Here is a 16712-nt window from a genome sequence, read left to right as displayed (position 1 = left end):
ATCTGACCTCTCTCAGTTCCCGGTCCTGAACCGGCTCAGCAGTGATTCGCGTCGCTCGCCGTTCTGCGCGGCGGCACCGCCCGCGACCGCGGCGCCCTGTCCGCCGTCGGCGGGCTGCGCCTCGCCGTTCGCGTCGAGCTCGGGCACGAGCGTGTCCTCGAGGTCCCAGTAGCCGTCCTCGGTCGTGCCCTCGACGGTCGCCGGGTCGACGGCGTCGGCCGCCGGGGCGTCCGCGCCGGCTCCGGCGGATCCGCCGGCGCTTCCGCCCGGCGCGCCCGTCCCGCCCGCACCCGTCTCGGCGCCGGGGGTCTGCCCGCCGGTCTCGCCGTCGGCGACGGGGGCGTCACCGCCGTCGGTCGCGGGCGTGTCGTCCGTCGCGGGAGTCTCCGTCGCCGGGGTCTCCTCGGCCACGGGGGCATCGGGCTCCGGCGCGGGCTCAGGCTCGGGCTCGCCGACGAACTCGCCGTCGTCGCGCGGATCGCGCACGACGCCGGCCTCCTCGCCGCCCTCGGCGTTCGCCTCCTGCTCGACGAGCTCGGCGGCGCGGGCGCGCAGCTCGGCGGCCTCGGCACGGTGGTTCGCGGCCTCGGCACGCGCGTCGGCGGCGTCGGAGCGCACCGTCGCGGCCTGCCCGCGGACGTCGGCGGCCTGCTGGCGGAGCTCCTGCGCGTCGGCGCGGAGATCGGCAGCCTGCGTGCGCGAGGCGGCGGCGTCGGCGCGAGCCGCAGCCGCGCCGTCCACGTCGCCCGAGGCCTGCAGCTCGGCGGCGCGGCGCTCGGACGCGACGGCCTCCTGCTCCGCGGCGTCAGCCTGCGCCTCGAGCTCCTCCGCCTCGGCTTCGAGCGCATCGGCACGCTCATCGAGCTGGGCCGCCTCGTCGTCGAGCGCCGCGGCACGGGCATCCGCCGCCGCCGCGCGGTCGTCGAGCTCGTCGGCGTCGGCCTCGAGCTCCTCGGGGGTGCGGTCCTCGAGCTGGGGGTCCTCTCCGACCACGCCGCCGCCGCCCTGCACCTCGCCGTCGACGTTGACGTCGGCGTCCTGCTGGAGGTCGCCGCTCGGCGCGACCGAGCCGCCTCCGCCGCCTCCGCCGCTGCCCTGGCCGCTCGACTGCCCGCCGTCAGCGGTCCCCGGGCCGTTGCCGCCGGGGACGTCCGTGCCCTCGTGGGCCTCGCGAGAGGCCTGGTCGACGGCATCGATCTCGTCGGCGGTGGCGCGGAGCGCGGTCGCGAAGGCGTCGTGCTGCCCCTGCGCACCCGAGAGGAGGCCCGTCATCGCCAGCTGGAACTGCAGATAGGCGTTGTACGCCTCGCCGCCGACGAAGGAGAAGGCGGAGGCCGGGAGGGTCAGGCCCTCGGCCGTGCTCGCGATCGTCGAGTAGGACTCGCCGGCCGCCGTCCACCGGTCCGCGTCGCCGCGGATGAGGCCGGTGTCCTCGATATAGGTCTCAGCACCCATGATCTGCTCCTATCGGATGACGCCGAGGCGGCGCATGAGGTCTTCGGGATTGTGGGCGAGCTCGCGCACGGCGGCGAGCTCGGGGAAGCCGGACCAGGCCTGCTCCCTCGCATCCGCGGGGTTCCGCTCGGGGGAGGCGCTGCGCAGCGCGTCCGCGATGGTCCGCTCGATGAGGCCGTCGGAGGCGTTCTCCGCCCAGCGGCGATCGATCTCGACCTTCGACACGATGTTCGCGCTGATGACGACGCGCACCGAGCGATCGGGGGAGGAGCCGGCCGTCTCGGTGTTCTGGGCCGCCTTGATCGCGGCGGCGAATCCCTCCAGCTGCGACTCGGCGGTCGCGGCGAGCTCTCGCAGCTGATCGAGCGAGGCGCGCGCCTCGGTCGAGGTGGGGTCGCCGAGTCGGAAGCTCATGGGCGCGGGCTGCGGCGCCGCATCCTCGCCCTCGGGGCGCTCGATGCTCTCGTCCGACCACTGCTGCATGCGCGCGGTCGCGGCCTGCTGGCTCGCCTGGGCCACGGCCGGTCCGAGCCCGTCGACGCCGACGTCCTCGCGCCAGTCCTCGCCGAGCGAGACCCGGTCGAAGCCGCCCTCCGCGTCGAGGTGCACCGTGACGGCGCCCTCGGGGTCCTGTCCGCTCGCCGGCTGCATCGCCGCGGCGCGTCGGCGCAGCTCGCCGGCGAGACCGCTGAGCTCGCGCTGCGTCTCCGCCAGATCCGCCGCGATCCCCTGCAGGGATTCCGCTCCACCCGTGTTCATGCACCCTCCTCATCAGACGGGCTCCGGCGTCGCCGTGAGCCCCACTCACCATCGAAGTCTAGGGGCGGTGTCCGCTCAGGCGGATGGGGAGGAGTCCCCAATGCCCGCGCGCCCCCGTCGGCCCCGGCGGGCGCCGAGCCGGCCGAGCAGGAGCGCGATCGCGGAGATCGCCACGCCCGCCATGAGCGTGCCGAGCACGACCGCCCGCGTCGTCGCCATGGGGTCCGCGTCGCCGCCGATCGCGATGGGCGCGACGGGCGCCGCGCTGCGCTCCGGCGCCTCGTGGACGGGGGAGGCGGGGCCGGGCGCCGTGCCGTCGTCGATGAAGGCGATCGCCTCGGCGGGCCGGACCTCGCCCCAGCCGGTCTCGTCCGTGCGCGACCACGGATCGGCCCGCAGGGCCGTCGCCTGGAGCCGGTACGCCCAGTCGTCCGGGGTCTCCTCCGGATGCGCCGCGGCCACGAGCGCGGCGGCACCCGAGACGTAGCCGGTCGCCCAGCTCGAGGAGGGCGAGTCGCCGAGGATGCAGTCGCCGGCGGAGAGGTAGGCCGTCTGCACCTGGGAGCCGGGCGCGACGACATCCACCCAGTCGCCGGCGAAGGAGGCGTCCGCCTGCCAGATCCCCTCGATGTCGACCGCGGCGACGCCGAGCACGCCCGGGTACTCGGCGGGGAAGAATCGCGTCGGCGGGTCGTCCTGGTCGGCCGTGTTGCGGTTGCCGGCGCTCGCCACGACGAGCGCGCCGGCCGCCTGCGCCTTCTGGACGGCGCCGCGGAGGCGGGCGTCGTCGGCGCCGACCGAGAGCGAGACGTTGATGACGTCGGCCCCGTGCTCGGCCGCCCAGGAGATGCCCGCGGCGATCCGCTCGATGGAGGGCGCGATCCGCTCGTCGTTCGAGCCCTCCAGCACCTCGAAGGCCCGCACCGCGAGCAGCTCGGCGTCGGGCGCGACGCCGACGACGCCGGATCCCTCGACCTCGCGCGCCGCGATGATGCCGCCGATGGCCGTGCCGTGTCCGACGAGGTCGTTCTCGGGGGAGCCGGAGGCGCCGGTCGAGACGCCGTCCGCGACCGCGCCCCGCAGGTGCGCATTGCGGGTGTCGACGCCGGAGTCGACGATGGCGACTCGGACCCCCTCGCCCGTCGACTGCTGCCACGCGGTGCGCGCGCCGAGCCGCTGGAGGCCCGGCGGCTCGCCGGCGATGCTCGTCGGCCGGTCCGCGGAGCAGGAGGTGTCCTCCGCGGCGACGGCAGGCGCGGCGCCCAGGGTGCTGGCGGAGGCCGTGCCGAGCAGCAGCGCGAGCGCCGTGCCGAGGGCGGCCGCGCGGCGTCGGGCGATCACGGGCTCTCCATTGCCGCTTCCCGGCTGAGCTGCGGGCCCTCGCCGAGCAGGGCGGCCCAGGCCGACGGCACGTCGACCGCGTCCCGGGCCGTGTAGCCGAGGAGCGCGAGGTCGTCGGCGGTCGGGATCGGGTAGAGCGAGCCGTCCTCGCCCACGAAGCCGTAGGCGCGACCGCTGCCCGCGCCGCCGAATGCCGCGATGACGCCGCGCCCGGGCTCGACCTCGACACCCTCCGGCGTCTCCTCGGGCGCGCTGCTCAGCGACAGCCGGGTGCCGTCGGCGGTCGACTCGACGCGGACGCAGGGCTCGCCGTCGACCGCGGGTGCGACCGCGGACGGCCAGTCCTCGGGGGCGATCTCGCGCTCGTCGTCGACGAGGGCGCCCGCATCGGCGGCGCCCAGCGTCGCCGGGTCGGAGATGAGCGTGCGGTCCTCGAGGTAGGCCTGGTAGATCTCGAGCGCGAAGTCGTCGACCGGGACGAGCCGGGAGCGCTCCGAGACGAGGTACTGGCCGGTGACCCGCTGACTCGAGTCGACCGTGCGCACGAGCTGCCCGATGCGGAGGTCGAGCGTGCCGGCGGCGCCCGAGGCGTCCTCGCCCGCGCCCTCGATCTCGAGCGGCGCGAGCTCGGAGCCGGGGGAGAGCAGGTTGAGCCAGCGCCCGTCGACCCGGATCGGATCGGCCGGATGCTGGACCGCGACCGACATCGCCGGCACGTCGATGCGGGCGAGCTCGTGGCGTCGGGCGCCCGAGACGTAGTACGTCCGGCCGTCCTCGGTCTCGACCACGGCCGCGAGCTCGGCGGCGGGCGGCACGCCCTCCGAGCGGATCCGCGTCGAGATGCCGCCCTCCTCGCGGACGCACGCCGTCCAGGGGCCGTCGAGCAGACGCTCGGCGCGCGGCAGCGAGTCGGGCGCGCCGGGGATGCCGCGGAGCGTCCCGTCGCGGGGGACACCGTCGAGCTGGTCGGCATCCACCTCGAGCACCTCCGAGGTGCCCGTGATGAGGCGCGCGCTGGCGAGGTTCGCGACCGGGTAGAGCGTGCCCTCGACGGCGACGTAGCGGGTGCCCTCGCCCTTGACGACGACGATCGAGCCCTGCTCCCAGTCGGCGGGGAGGGTGCCGGTGAAGCTGCCCGCGATGAGCCCGCCGACGGCCACGAGCACGGCGATGATGATGCCGACCACGACGCCGCGGAAGGGGCGCGCGGGCTCGAGCTCGCGTCCGCCCGGCGCGCCGCTGACGAAGGCGGTCAGCAGACGCCCTCGGTTGAAGCGGTGGGCGTGGATGAGCTCCTTCTTGGAGGCCATGGCTCAGGCGAGCCCGCCCGCGAGGAGGGCGAGCGGCAGCAGCAGTGCGACCGCGACGATCTCGGCGGGGTCGGCGAGGCGGTTGAGGCCGAGCCGGTGGCGGGGCGCGACGAGCGCGAGGCCGATGACGAGCGCAGCCGCGGCGGCGAGGCCGATGATGATGCCGGCGCCCCAGGAGGGGTGCGCGAGGACCGCGGCGACGACCGCGATGACGATGCCGCCGAGGCTCGTCGAGGCGACCACGACGATGTCGACGCGCGCGTGGATCTGCCGGATGCCGAGGAGCATGCCGAGGTAGGTCGCGAGCGCGAGGCCGAGGCCGAAGCCGCCCGAGGCCGCGACCGGGACCGTCACGATGAGCGCGACCGCGCCGACGACGATGCGCAGCGCGACCTGCATGCGCAGCCCCCTCGCGTAGCGCTCGGCGACGAGCTCGCGCGAGATCGGCTCGGGCGCGGCGAGGATCTCGCTGTCGTCGCGCGCCTCCGGGATGCGGAGCGGCACGGCGGCGAGCGCGAGCCACGGCACGCCCAGCCCGGCGATGCCCGCGAGGGCGAGCGCCATCGCGAGGACCGAGGGGAGGGGGAGTCCCGCGACGCCGATGAGGCCGCCCGCGATCGCGAACACGAGCCCCGCGACGAGCGGGATGAGCGCGTACTCGCGGCCTCGGCGGACCAGCCCGAGGGAGACGGCGCCGACGACGGCCGCGGCGAGGCCCGCGAGCGCGGCCGGCACGCCCCAGCCCGCGGGCTGCCCGGTCGCGGTGAAGCCGGCGACGGCGGCGTGGATGGCGGCGACCTGGACGATCGCGACGGGCGCCTGCGCGGGCACCCCCAGGCGGTCGAGGACGGCGGCGGCGGTGAGGAGCACGATCGCGGAGAGCCCCCCGCCGATCGGGGCGAGCGGGCCCGGGGCGTCGAGCCCGGACAGGACGACGGGGATCGCGGCGAGCACGAGGAGCAGGGAGGCCGCCACGGTCGCGGTCGTCACGGTGTCGTCGGGCCGCCACGGCGCGGCCGCGTCGTCCACGACATCCGCCACCGCCTCGACGATGTCGTCGTAGGTCTTCTCGCCGCGCTCGGCGGCGCCCGCCTGCACGACGAGGAGGTCGCCGTCGCCGACACCCTGCGCGAGCAGCGAGCGGTCGAGGTCGAGCACGGAGCCGTCGGGCCGGTGGAGGCCGTAGCCGGCGTGCGCCTCGGCCGCGTCGAGGAGGCGGAGCCGGCGCATGAGCGAGGGCAGCACCTCCGCGAGGGGGACGGCGCCCGGGATCCCGATGTCGGTCCGGCGCTCGCCGGCCCGCACGGAGACCCGCAGGAGCGGTCCGGCGGCGACCGCCGCCTCGGTCCGCTCGACCATGTGCCTCCCCCGATCGGTTTCTGAGCCGTCAGCCAGTATATGGATGCGAGCGTTCGTCATCCGACGCGCCTCGGCGCAACACGCGGGCGATCGTGGCGGCTCCGGGCCCGCCGCCGCGCCGCGAGAAGGGCTCGGGGAGGCCCAGGGGAGCAGATGGGGAGTTCTCCCCCTTGGTCCTCGCAGGCAGACCTCTTAGAGTGAGTTTGCCTCCGGAAAGCCGGGGGCCGGGAACGGCACCAGCCGTCCCGCCCACGGGGCGCGAACGAGCCCATTACTCCAGGAGGTGACCGTGGCGAACGAAGTCTCCGCTGCGGATGGTGCTATCGAGCGCGGCGCGAAGATCGTCGCAGAGTCGAAGCAGACGCTGAAGAGCGAGATCTCGGCCCTCGAGGGCAAGCTCGCATCGATCGGATCGTCGTGGACGGGTGGGTCGGCGACGGCCTTCACCTCGCTCATGACGAACTGGAAGGCCCAGGCCAACAAGATCACGGACAACCTCGACGCGTTCGAGCAGAACCTCCGTGCATCGCAGTCCAACTACAGCTCGGCCGACGACTCGTCGTCGTCTGCCATGAACCGGCTCCAGGGCCGTCTCGGCTGATCGGAAAGGGAGACACGATGACGTTCAAGGCGAACTTCGGCGGGATCGCGGCGGCTTCGGCCGACATCGCGGGCGGCGCCTCGAAGATCGAGACCGCGCTCAACGACATGGACCGCCAGCTGGCGCCGCTCCAGTCCGACTGGACGGGTGCCGCGGCCGAGTCCTACCAGGCCGCCAAGGCCCAGTGGACCCAGGCGCTCAGCGACATGAAGATCCTCCTCCAGGAGATCGGCCAGCAGGTCGGTCGCGACGGCGAGGACTTCCAGGCGGCGGACAACCGCAACGCCCAGCGCTTCAGCTGATCCGCTGACGCAGGCAGAAGGCCCCGGACCTCAGGTCCGGGGCCTTCTCGCGTCTCCGGGCGCCGTCGCCGGGCGAGGAGCGGATGGCTCAGGAGCGGATGCCTCAGGCGCGGATGATGCGGATCTCGAGCTCCGCGAGCAGCACGCCGGCGCCCTCGGGGATCGCGATCCGCTGCTCCGGCGTGAGACGCCAGTTGCGACCGTCCTGGCGGCGCAGCGAGGTGCCGTTGCCGGAGCCCAGATCCTCGACCCACAGCGTCTCGCCCGCGAGCCCGAAGCGGGCGTGGGTGCGCGAGAGCTGCCGCTGCGGGTCGGCGAGCGTCACGAGCCGTGCGCCCGGATCCTGCGGCGCGGTCGGGGCTCGGCCCAGGTAGACGTCCGCGTCCACGGGCACGACCTGGCCGTCGGGCAGCACGAGCCGGACCGCGGGGCCGACGACGGGCGCGACGGGCGCCCCCGGCTGCGGCGCGGCGGGCGCGGCCGCGGCGGGCTGCGCGAGCGCGGGGCGCGCGGGCGCAGCGGCGACGGGCTGCGGGGCGGGGGCAGCGGGAGCCGGCGCCGGCGCGACGGGGGTCGCGGTGTATGCGGCCGCCGGCCGCGGTGCCGGGGGAGGCGGCGGCACGGCGAGTCGGCGGCGGACGTCGAGCACCTGCACGTCCGCGATGAGGTCGTGCGGCGCGCGGCGTCGGCCGCGGCGGTCGCGGCTGCCGGCGGCCGAGAGGATCACGGGCGCGATCACGACGAGGTGCGCCGCGCCCATCACGAGCGCCCGGAGCACCGCCCGGCCGAGCGCGGGCGACTCGTCGGTGCCCACCCGCACGGTGCGCAGCCGCATGGCGCGCTGCCCGACGGTCGCGCCCGTGCGCGCCTCGAGGGCGACCTGGACGACGAGCAGCTCCGCGACGGCGACGCCCCCGAGGAGCGGCGAGCCGCTGAGCAGCGTCCCGCCCGCCCCGATCGCGCCCGTGAGCGCGAGGTCGAGCAGATAGGCGACGAGGCGGCGGCCCCCCGAGGCGTCGGGGAACCCGGCCTCGTGCACGGGGGCGGCGCCCGGGGCGGGCGCGGCGGCGACGGCGGTCATGCGGTGAGCCTCCCGATGGCGTCGATGAGTCCCGAGCCGAGCAGCATGAGCCCGGGCGCGAAGACGAGGCAGAGCCCCTCGAGGATGTCGCCCGCGCGCGACCATCCGAGCGAGCGCCAGCCGCGCGCGATCGGGCCGATCGCGGCGATCGCGAGCACCCCGGAGCCGGCGAGCGCGAGCGCGCCCCAGGCCGGGTCCACGGGGAGCGCGGGGATGCCGAGCAGTGCGAGCGCGGCGAGCATGACCCCGGCGGCGGCGCGGGGCATGACCTTGGCGAGCCCGTGGTGGGCGCTCCGCGAGGAGAGCACGAGGCCCAGCGCGACGAGGCCGATCCCGGCGAGCGAGGCCCAGCTCGCGAGGGTGCCCTCCGGCGTCCCCGCGAGGACGACGAACGCCGCGACGGCCCCGGTCGCGCAGACCATGACGGCGCCGGCGTCGGTTCGCCGCGTGCCCGAGCGGATCGCGTCGCGCACCCGGTCCCGGTCGACGCGGCGGGGCGGGGGCGGGGTCGCATCCCGGACGGAGGGCGCCTCGCGGATGAGGTGCGGCAGGTCGAGCAGGTCGGTCTCGGGGATGTCGATCGCGGTCGCGGGGATGATGCGGAGCAGGAGCGGCACGGCGCCGACGAGCAGGGCGGCCGCGGTCGTCCCGGGGGTGCCGAGCATGAGGGACCCGACCGCGACGACCGAGGCGAGCGCCCACAGCAGGGCGGAGATGCCGGTCAGCGGCCGCAGCGGCTCGATCCGCCGCAGCGCGATCCCGTGGCGCACGCTGGCGACGGTCGCGCCGACGACGATGCCCGCGACGATCGCGCCGACCCGCTCGACGCCGACCGGCATCGCGGCGGCCGCGGCGCCGAGCGCGAGGGGCGGCGCGAGGAGCGAGAGGACCGCGGAGCGGCGGGAGGCGGGATGCGCGAGGAGCGCGACGGCCGCGGCCGCGAGCGGGACGGCGGCGATCGCCGTCCACCAGGCGCCCTCGCCCAGGAGGCTCGCGACGAGGAGGGCGCCGACGAGGACGAGGACGAGGACGACGGCGAGGGGCGCCGGCTCCACGCGGGCGCCGGCGGCGGCCCGCGCCGCGATCTCCTCCCGGCTGCGTCGCGGGTGCGCGCCGGCGTGCACGCTGAGGAGGAACCCGTCGCGCGCGTCCTCGCCGAGGACGGCATCCGGCTCGACGAGCTCGCCCGAGGAGCCGACGACCTCGACGGCGTCGGCGTCGATCCCGGAGGCGGCGAGCAGCTCGCGGAGGGTCACGCCGACCGGCACGGCGAGGTCGGCTCGGCCGTCGGCGCCCGCGAGGACGACGCGAACCGTCGCTGTCGCCATGCTCGTCCCGTCCTGCCGGTGCTGCTCCGGATCCGCTGTCCGCCGTGGTCGTCATACTATGACAGCACCTCGCCTATCGAGACTGGAGACGTCCGAGCCGCATGAGCCTTGACCAGCTGAACCGCCTGGCACCGCAGCACCCGCCGACCGGGCAGCTCGTCCTCCAGCAGCCCCCCGAGCTGCCGAAGCCCGAGGGCGCGACGAACACGATCATGATGGCCGTGCCCATGCTCGGCAGCATGGGCTCGATCGCGGTGATCGCCCTCGCGGGCGAGCCGACCGTGCGCACCTACCTCATGGGCGGCATGTTCCTCTTCATCGCGCTCGCGATGGTCGGCGGCAACATGTGGCGCCAGCGCTCCACGCACGAGACCGCCGTGCGCGAGACGCGCCGCGAGTACCTCGCCTACCTCTCGGAGACCCGCGAGACCGTCCGCGAGACGGCCCGTCGGCAGCGCGCTCACGGCGAGTGGATCATGCCCGCGCCGGAGTCCCTGCCGTTCATCGCGGAGGAGGGCACGCGCGTCTGGGAGCGCCGCGGCGACCAGGCGGACCGCCTCATCGCGCGGGTCGGCACCTCGACGCAGCCGCTCGCGCTCGAGCTCGAGGAGGCGCCGACCCCGGCCCTCGCCCAGCTCGACCCGGTCAGCGTCTCCGCCGCGCACCGCTTCGTGCTCACGCACGAGCTCCAGCCGGGCATGCCGCACGGCATCGACCTGGGATCCATCGCGCGCCTCGAGATCGCCGGGCCCGCGAACGCCGCCCGCGGCCTCGCCCGCTCCATCGCGACGCAGCTCGCGACCTTCGCCTCGCCGGATCTCGTGCAGATCGCGGTCCTCGCATCCCCCGAGTCCATCGCCCGCTGGGAGTGGGTGAAGTGGCTGCCGCACGCGCACTCGACGCGATCGAGGGATGCGGTCGGCTCGGCCCGCATGGTGGGGGAGACCTGGGCGGACATCGAGGGGCTCGCGGCGCCCGACATCGCCTCGCGCGCGCGCTTCCAGCTCGGCGCCCCCGCCTCCGGCCCGCACCTCGTGCTCATCGTCGACGGCGGCCGCATCCCGGCCGGCCACCCGCTGTCGGGCGGCGAGGGCGTGCAGGGCGTCACCGTGATCGACCTCCCCGCCACGTGGGACGAGCTCCAGGATCGCGACACGATCCGGCTGCTCCTCGGCGAGGGCGACGCGATGCACATCGTCCGTCGCGGCCTCGCGCCGCACCCGGCGCGCGCCGACCGGCTCGGCGTGCCCGTCGCGGAGGCGACCGCGCGCCGGCTCATGCCGCGCCTCGAGGACGCCGAGAGCGAGGAGTCGGGCGGCCCCGCGCGGGCGATCTCGGCCGAGCTCACCGACCTCCTCGGGCTCCCCAACGTCACCGAGTTCGATCCCGCCGTCGCCTGGCGCCCGCGGCTGCCGCGCGACCGGCTCCGGGTCCCGATCGGGCTCACGGCGACCGGCCAGCCGATGATCCTCGACATCAAGGAGTCCGCGCAGCAGGGCATGGGGCCGCACGGCCTCCTCATCGGCGCGACCGGCTCGGGCAAGTCGGAGGTGCTCCGCACGCTCGTGCTCTCGCTGGCCCTGACGCACTCCTCCGAGGACCTCAACTTCGTCCTCGTCGACTTCAAGGGCGGCGCGACCTTCGCCGGCATGGCCGACATGCCGCACGTCTCGGCGATCATCACCAACCTCGGCGACGACCTGACGCTCGTGGACCGCATGCAGGATGCGATCACGGGCGAGATGGTCCGCCGTCAGGAGCTGCTGCGCGACGCCGGCAACTTCGCGAACGTCGCCGACTACGAGACGGCCCGCAAGGGCGGCCGCGACGATCTCGATCCGCTGCCGGCGCTCTTCATCGTCGCCGACGAGTTCTCCGAGCTGCTCTCCGCGAAGCCCGAGTTCGCCGACCTCTTCGTCGCGATCGGCCGACTCGGCCGCTCGCTCCAGATGCACCTGCTCCTCTCGACGCAGCGCCTGGAGGAGGGCAAGCTCCGCGGGCTCGAGTCGCACCTGTCGTACCGGGTCGGCCTCAAGACCTTCTCGGCCTCCGACTCGCGCACCGTCATCGGCGTGCCCGACGCCTTCTCGCTGCCGGGCGGCGGCGGGCACGGCATCCTCAAGTCGGACTCGGGCGCGCTCACGCAGTTCCGGGCCGCCTACGTCTCGGCGCCGCCGAAGGCCACCCGGCGCAAGGCGCAGGCCGGCGCGCCGGTGCGCGAGGTCCGCGTCGAGCACTTCTCGGCCGCGCCCGTCATCTCGCGGACACCCGCCATCGAGCGCCCCGAGCCCGAGGTGCAGGCGGAGCCGACCGACAAGCGGGCGACCTTCGACATCGCGGTGAGCCGCATGGCCGGCAAGGGCCGCCCCGCGCACCAGGTCTGGCTGCCGCCGTTCGACCTCCCGCCGACCATGGACGAGCTGATGCCCGATCTCGCGGTCGACCCCTCGCTCGGACTGCTCTCGCCCGCGTGGCGCAGCTCGGGGACGCTCCGGCTCCCGATCGGCATGGTCGACCGGCCGCTCGAGCAGCGGCGCGACACCTTCGAGCTCGACCTCGGCGGCGCGGGCGGCCACCTCGCGATCGTCGGCGGCGCGCGCAGCGGCAAGAGCACGCTCGCCCGCACCGTCGTCGCCGGCCTCGCCCTCACGAACACGCCCGCCGAGGTGCAGGTCTACGTCATGGACTTCGGCGGCGGCGCCTTCACGCCCATGCAGCGCCTCGAGCACGTCGCGGGCGTCGCGACCCGCACCGAGCCGGATGTGCTCCGCCGGATGTACGCCGAGATCCTCGGCATCGTGAACACCCGCGAGGAGTACTTCCGCCACCACGGCATCGACTCCATCGAGACCTACCGTCGGATGCGGCGCGAGGGCACGGCGGACGACGGCTACGGCGACCTGTTCCTCGTCGTCGACGGCTGGCCGACGCTCCGCGCCGAGTTCGACCAGATGGAGATCGACCTCCAGACGCTCGCCGGCCGGGGACTCACCTTCGGGCTCCACCTCATCGCGACGACGAGCCGCTGGATGGACTTCCGCACCGCGATCCGCGACGTCTTCGGCTCGAAGATCGAGCTCCGACTCGGCGACCCGATGGACTCCGAGATCGACCGCAAGATCGCGAAGGGGGTGCCCGTCGAGCGGCCGGGCCGCGGCCTCACCATGTCGGGGCACCACTTCCTCGCCGCGCTCCCGCGGATCGACGGCGACCCCGAGGACGACACCCTCACGCAGGGCGTCGACGACCTGATGCAGCGGATCAGCCAGTCGTGGACGGGGCCGTCGGGGCCGAAGCTCCGCCTGCTGCCCGACCAGCTGCCGCTCGCGGCCCTCCGCTCCCAGGTGCAGGGCTCGAAGATGTCCGAGCGGATCCTGCTCGGCATCGACGAGGCGGCGTTCGCGCCGGTCGGGCTCGACCCGCGCCGCGACTCGCACCTGTACCTGCTCGGCGACATCGGCTCCGGCAAGTCCTCGTTCCTGCGCGGCATCTCGCGCGAGATCCAGCGGCTCGCGACGCCGAAGGAGGCGCAGATCTTCGTCGTCGACTACCGGCGTGCGCTGCTCTCCGAGATCTCCGAGGAGTACCTGGCGGGCTACTTCACGACCGCCGAGCAGGCGACGGGGGAGCTGCGGGACATCGCGGCCTACCTCCAGACGCGCCTCCCCGGGCCGGATGTGACGCCGAAGCAGCTGCGCGAGCGCTCGTGGTGGACGGGCGCCGACGTGTACGTCCTCGTCGATGACTACGACCTCGTCGCGAGCGCCTCCGGCAACCCGATCTCGGCACTCCAGCCGCTGCTCGCGCAGGCGGGCGACGTCGGCCTGCACCTCATCATGACGCGCCGGTCCGGCGGCGCCTCGCGTGCGCTCTACGAGCCCGTGCTGCAGTCCCTGCGCGACCTCGCGGTGCCGGGCATCCTGCTCTCGGGCAGCCCGGACGAGGGGCCGCTGCTCGGCTCGGTGAAGCCGCGGCCCGCGGTGCCGGGGCGCGCGCAGCTCGTCACCCGCGAGCGGGGGCTGCAGACGCTGCAGCTCGCCTACGCGCCGCCGAGCGTGTAGCGCGGCCCGGCGCGCCGGGCGACGAGGGCGCCGGGCGGGTCTAGCGCAGCTGCTCGACCTGGAACTGCATCCGCGGGTGCGCGTAGGCCTCCTGCGACTCGACGAGCTGCAGCTCGCGCTCGCCCGAGCGGTGGGTCGCCTCGAGGAGGTCGAAGACGCTCGACGTCGCGCGCGCCAGCGCGAGCGCGGGGTCGCCCGTGCTGCGGTAGTGGGCCGTGAAGAGCGCGGCCGTGACGTCCCCCGAGCCGTTCGCCTTGAACGGCAGCAGCGGCGTCCGCACGATCCACGCGCCCGCGTCGTCGACGACGAGCATCTCGATGGTGCCCTCGGGGCGGTCCGGGCGCTCGACGCTCGTGACGAGCACCGTGCGGGGCCCCATGGCCCTGGCGGCGTCCGCCGAGGCGAGGGTCGACTCGATCGTGTCCGGCTCGGTGCCGGTGAGGAAGCCGAGCTCGAACTGGTTCGGGGTGATGATGTCGGCGACCGGGACGACCCGCTCGCGGAGCAGCACCGGGATGGCGGGGGCGACGAAGCATCCCGACTTCGCGTTCCCCATGACGGGGTCGCACGCGTAGACCGCCGAGGGGTTCGCGGCCTTGACCCGCGCGGCGGCGTCGATCACGACGTCCGCGATGCCCTCGCCGCCCTGGTAGCCGGAGAGCACGACGTCGACGCCGGCGAGCGCGCCGCGCTCCTCGATGCCGGTGATGACCTCGCGCACGTCCTCGGGCGAGATGAGGGGCCCGCGCCAGGCGCCGTAGCCGGTGTGGTTCGAGAAGTTGACCGTGTAGACGGGCATCACCTCGACCCCGATGCGCTGGAGCGGGAACACGGCGGCCGAGTTGCCGACGTGCCCGTAGGCGACGGCGGACTGGATCGAGAGGACCTTCACCCGCACGATCATGCCACTCAGGCGTCTTTGGCACGGGCTCGAGCGGGGTGCGCGGGCGCGCGGCTCCCTACACTCGGCGATCATGAGCGAGCAGAGCACCCCCGAGATCGCCGGCACCCGCGTGAAGCGCGGGCTCGCCGAGATGCTCAAGGGCGGGGTCATCATGGACGTCGTCACGGCCGAGCAGGCGCGGATCGCGGAGGAGGCGGGCGCGACCGCCGTCATGGCCCTCGAGCGCGTGCCCGCCGACATCCGCGCGCAGGGCGGCGTCGCCCGCATGTCGGACCCCGACCTCATCGACGAGATCATCGCGAGCGTCTCGATCCCCGTCATGGCGAAGGCCCGCATCGGGCACTTCGTCGAGGCGCAGGTCCTGCAGGCGCTCGGCGTCGACTACATCGACGAGTCCGAGGTGCTGAGCCCGGCCGACTACGTCAACCACATCGACAAGTGGGACTTCACGACCCCCTTCGTCTGCGGCGCGACGAACCTGGGGGAGGCGCTGCGCCGCATCACCGAGGGCGCGGCGATGATCCGCTCGAAGGGCGAAGCCGGCACGGGCGACGTCTCGGAGGCGACGAAGCACATCCGCACGATCCGCGGCGAGATCGCCGCGCTCCACGGCCGCTCGAGGGACGAGCTCTATGTCGCGGCGAAGGAGCTCCAGGCGCCCTACGAGCTCGTCGCCGAGGTGGCGGAGGCCGGCCGCCTCCCGGTCGTGCTCTTCACCGCGGGCGGCGTCGCGACGCCCGCGGACGCCGCGCTCATGATGCAGCTCGGGGCGGACGGCGTGTTCGTCGGCTCCGGCATCTTCAAGTCGGGGAACCCGGCGGCGCGCGCCGCCGCGATCGTGAAGGCGACGACGTTCCACGACGACCCGGCGATCGTCGCGGACGCCTCGCGAGGGCTGGGGGAGGCGATGGTCGGCATCAACGTCGGCGACCTGCCCGCGCCGCACCGTCTCGCCGAGCGCGGCTGGTGACGGCGCTCCGCGTCGGCGTCCTCGCCCTCCAGGGCGGCGTGCGCGAGCATCTCGCGGCGCTGGGGTCGCTCGGCGCGGAGGCGGTGCCGGTCCGGCGCCCGGAGGAGCTCGCCGAGGTGGCGGGCCTCGTGATCCCGGGCGGCGAGTCGAGCGTCATGGACAAGCTGTGCCGCGCCTTCGGGATGCGGGAGCCGCTCCGCGCGCGGATCGCCGCCGGGATGCCGGTGTACGGCACCTGCGCCGGGCTCATCCTGCTGGCCGAGCGGCTCGAGGACGGGATCGCGGGCCAGCAGACCCTCGGCGGACTCGACGCGACGGTGCGGCGCAACGCCTTCGGGAACCAGAACGACTCCTTCGAGGCCGACCTCGACATCCCGGAGCTCGGCGCGCCGCCCGTGCGCGCGGTCTTCATCCGCGCGCCCGCCGTCGAGCGGACGGGCGAGGGCGTGCACGTGCTCGCGTCGCTCCCGGACGGCCGGGCGGTCGCCGTGGAGCAGGGGGCGATCCTGGCGACGGCCTTCCACCCGGAGGTCTCGGGCGAGCTGCGCTTCCACGCGCGCTTCCTCGACCGGGTGCGCGCCGTCATGCTGGAGGCATGAAGCTCTACGCCGAGATCCCCGCCCGCCGTGCCGCGCAGATCGCGGCGGACGTCGTCGCCCTCCTCGCGATCGGCCTCGCCGTGTGGCTCGGCGTCGCGGTGCACGGCCTCGTGGTCGCGCTCGCGGATCTGGGCCGCCAGCTGGAGGAGGCCGGGAGCGGCTTCCGCGGGACGATGACGGAGATCGGGGACGCGCTCGGCGGCGTCCCGCTCATCGGGGGCGGCATCCGCGCCCCCTTCGACGCCGCGAGCGGCGCCGGCTCGACCCTCGCGGACGCGGGCCGGACCCAGCAGGAGGTCGTCGAGACCGCGGCGGTGCTGCTCGGCATCGGGATCGCGGTGACGCCGATCGCCCTCGTGCTGCTCGTCTGGCTGCTCCCGCGCCTGCGCTTCGCGCGGCGCGCCGCGGAGGCGACGGCGATGCGCGCCCTGCCGGAGGGCACGGAGCTGCTCGCGCTGCGCGCGCTCGGCCGCGCGAGCGCGAGGGAGCTGCGAGCGGTGGGACCGGCGCCCCTCGCGAGCTGGCGACAGGGCGACCGCCAGGTGCAGCGCCGGCTCGCGCAGCTGGAGCTGACGCGCGCCGGACTGCGACTCGGCTGAGCCCGGTCCGCGGCGCAGGTAGGATCGTCGGGTCCCCCCACCC

14 protein-coding genes are annotated in these 16712 nt (G+C 75.1%); 6 read left to right on the top strand and 8 right to left on the bottom strand.

All coding sequences use genetic code 11. From position 1 onward, the window contains the following. Positions 1 to 12 precede the first annotated feature (12 nt). The 5 genes from OF852_RS03670 to eccD all read right to left on the bottom strand — a co-directional run bounded on the left by OF852_RS03670 (position 13) and on the right by eccD (position 6224). A complete protein-coding gene (locus OF852_RS03670; RefSeq protein WP_271120458.1) occupies positions 13 to 1455 on the bottom strand; it encodes a hypothetical protein in 1443 nt (480 codons plus the stop codon). Between the two features lie 9 nt (positions 1456 to 1464). Beyond that, positions 1465 to 2214, bottom strand: coding sequence for a hypothetical protein (locus tag OF852_RS03665; RefSeq protein ID WP_271120457.1), 750 nt, complete (start codon positions 2212 to 2214; stop codon positions 1465 to 1467). A 75-nt stretch (positions 2215 to 2289) separates the two neighbouring features. After that, a complete protein-coding gene (locus OF852_RS03660) occupies positions 2290 to 3555 on the bottom strand; it encodes a S8 family serine peptidase (RefSeq protein ID WP_271120456.1) in 1266 nt (421 codons plus the stop codon). Beyond that, positions 3552 to 4865 carry a type VII secretion protein EccB gene (gene eccB, locus OF852_RS03655; RefSeq protein WP_271120455.1) on the bottom strand — a complete coding sequence of 438 codons (1314 nt, stop codon included), beginning with the start codon at positions 4863 to 4865 and terminating at the stop codon, positions 3552 to 3554. The genes OF852_RS03660 and eccB overlap by 4 nt, the downstream gene beginning before the upstream one ends. 3 nt (positions 4866 to 4868) lie before the next feature. Continuing rightward, positions 4869 to 6224 carry a type VII secretion integral membrane protein EccD gene (gene eccD / locus OF852_RS03650; protein WP_271120454.1) on the bottom strand — a complete coding sequence of 452 codons (1356 nt, stop codon included), beginning with the start codon at positions 6222 to 6224 and terminating at the stop codon, positions 4869 to 4871. A 283-nt stretch (positions 6225 to 6507) separates the two neighbouring features. Here eccD and OF852_RS03645 point away from each other — a divergent pair, with 283 nt between their 5' ends. Beyond that, positions 6508 to 6825 carry a WXG100 family type VII secretion target gene (locus OF852_RS03645; protein WP_271120453.1) on the top strand — a complete coding sequence of 106 codons (318 nt, stop codon included), beginning with the start codon at positions 6508 to 6510 and terminating at the stop codon, positions 6823 to 6825. A 17-nt stretch (positions 6826 to 6842) separates the two neighbouring features. Then, on the top strand, positions 6843 to 7127 hold the full coding sequence (locus OF852_RS03640; protein ID WP_271120452.1) for a WXG100 family type VII secretion target: 285 nt from the start codon (positions 6843 to 6845) through the stop codon (positions 7125 to 7127). A 103-nt stretch (positions 7128 to 7230) separates the two neighbouring features. On the opposite strand, the gene OF852_RS03635 is transcribed toward OF852_RS03640, so the two are convergent. Together OF852_RS03635 and OF852_RS03630 are read right to left on the bottom strand one after the other, a co-directional pair. Continuing rightward, entirely contained in the window at positions 7231 to 8208 is a 978-nt protein-coding gene (locus tag OF852_RS03635) for an RDD family protein (RefSeq protein ID WP_271120451.1), read from the bottom strand. After that, on the bottom strand, positions 8205 to 9536 hold the full coding sequence (locus OF852_RS03630; protein WP_271120450.1) for a hypothetical protein: 1332 nt from the start codon (positions 9534 to 9536) through the stop codon (positions 8205 to 8207). Before OF852_RS03630 ends, OF852_RS03635 begins: the two co-directional genes overlap by 4 nt. A gap of 101 nt (positions 9537 to 9637) precedes the next feature. Between OF852_RS03630 and eccCa the strand changes: the two genes are divergently transcribed. After that, the gene (gene eccCa, locus OF852_RS03625) at positions 9638 to 13597 is read left to right on the top strand and encodes a type VII secretion protein EccCa (RefSeq protein WP_271120449.1); all 3960 of its coding nucleotides are present in this window, start codon (positions 9638 to 9640) and stop codon (positions 13595 to 13597) included. Positions 13598 to 13637: 40 nt separating this feature from the next. On the opposite strand, the gene pdxY is transcribed toward eccCa, so the two are convergent. Then, positions 13638 to 14489 (bottom strand): pyridoxal kinase PdxY, encoded by an 852-nt coding sequence (gene pdxY, locus OF852_RS03620; protein ID WP_271121106.1) that lies wholly within the window; start codon positions 14487 to 14489, stop codon positions 13638 to 13640. A gap of 82 nt (positions 14490 to 14571) precedes the next feature. Here pdxY and pdxS point away from each other — a divergent pair, with 82 nt between their 5' ends. Genes pdxS through OF852_RS03605 form a run of 3 tightly spaced genes read left to right on the top strand, consistent with a single transcriptional unit; the run spans position 14572 to position 16669 of the window. Beyond that, positions 14572 to 15471 carry a pyridoxal 5'-phosphate synthase lyase subunit PdxS gene (gene pdxS, locus OF852_RS03615; RefSeq protein WP_271120448.1) on the top strand — a complete coding sequence of 300 codons (900 nt, stop codon included), beginning with the start codon at positions 14572 to 14574 and terminating at the stop codon, positions 15469 to 15471. Next, complete coding sequence (pdxT, locus tag OF852_RS03610; RefSeq protein ID WP_442908644.1) at positions 15468 to 16070, top strand: pyridoxal 5'-phosphate synthase glutaminase subunit PdxT; 603 nt, start codon at positions 15468 to 15470, stop codon at positions 16068 to 16070. The genes pdxS and pdxT overlap by 4 nt, the downstream gene beginning before the upstream one ends. Beyond that, positions 16067 to 16669: a hypothetical protein gene (locus OF852_RS03605; RefSeq protein ID WP_271120447.1), complete on the top strand. Its 603-nt coding sequence runs from the start codon at positions 16067 to 16069 to the stop codon at positions 16667 to 16669. The genes pdxT and OF852_RS03605 overlap by 4 nt, the downstream gene beginning before the upstream one ends. Positions 16670 to 16712: the final 43 nt, after the last annotated feature.

Origin of the sequence: Homoserinibacter sp. YIM 151385 (assembly GCF_027912415.1) — a bacterium.
Taxonomy (GTDB): Bacteria; Actinomycetota; Actinomycetes; order Actinomycetales; family Microbacteriaceae; genus Schumannella.
The sequence above is the reverse complement of the archived record's forward strand: the minus strand, read 5'-3'. Positions and strand labels throughout refer to the sequence as shown.

Excerpts from the sequence above, each read along its gene's own strand:
- OF852_RS03670 (WP_271120458.1), bottom strand. The coding sequence starts at position 1,455 with ATGGGTGCTGAGACCTATATCGAGGACACCGGCCTCATCCGCGGCGAC.
- OF852_RS03605 (WP_271120447.1), top strand. The coding sequence starts at position 16,067 with ATGAAGCTCTACGCCGAGATCCCCGCCCGCCGTGCCGCGCAGATCGCG.
- eccD (WP_271120454.1), bottom strand. The coding sequence starts at position 6,224 with ATGGTCGAGCGGACCGAGGCGGCGGTCGCCGCCGGACCGCTCCTGCGG.
- eccCa (WP_271120449.1), top strand. The coding sequence starts at position 9,638 with ATGAGCCTTGACCAGCTGAACCGCCTGGCACCGCAGCACCCGCCGACC.
- OF852_RS03635 (WP_271120451.1), bottom strand. The coding sequence starts at position 8,208 with ATGACCGCCGTCGCCGCCGCGCCCGCCCCGGGCGCCGCCCCCGTGCAC.
- pdxS (WP_271120448.1), top strand. The coding sequence starts at position 14,572 with ATGAGCGAGCAGAGCACCCCCGAGATCGCCGGCACCCGCGTGAAGCGC.
- OF852_RS03630 (WP_271120450.1), bottom strand. The coding sequence starts at position 9,536 with ATGGCGACAGCGACGGTTCGCGTCGTCCTCGCGGGCGCCGACGGCCGA.
- OF852_RS03640 (WP_271120452.1), top strand. The coding sequence starts at position 6,843 with ATGACGTTCAAGGCGAACTTCGGCGGGATCGCGGCGGCTTCGGCCGAC.
- eccB (WP_271120455.1), bottom strand. The coding sequence starts at position 4,865 with ATGGCCTCCAAGAAGGAGCTCATCCACGCCCACCGCTTCAACCGAGGG.
- OF852_RS03665 (WP_271120457.1), bottom strand. The coding sequence starts at position 2,214 with ATGAACACGGGTGGAGCGGAATCCCTGCAGGGGATCGCGGCGGATCTG.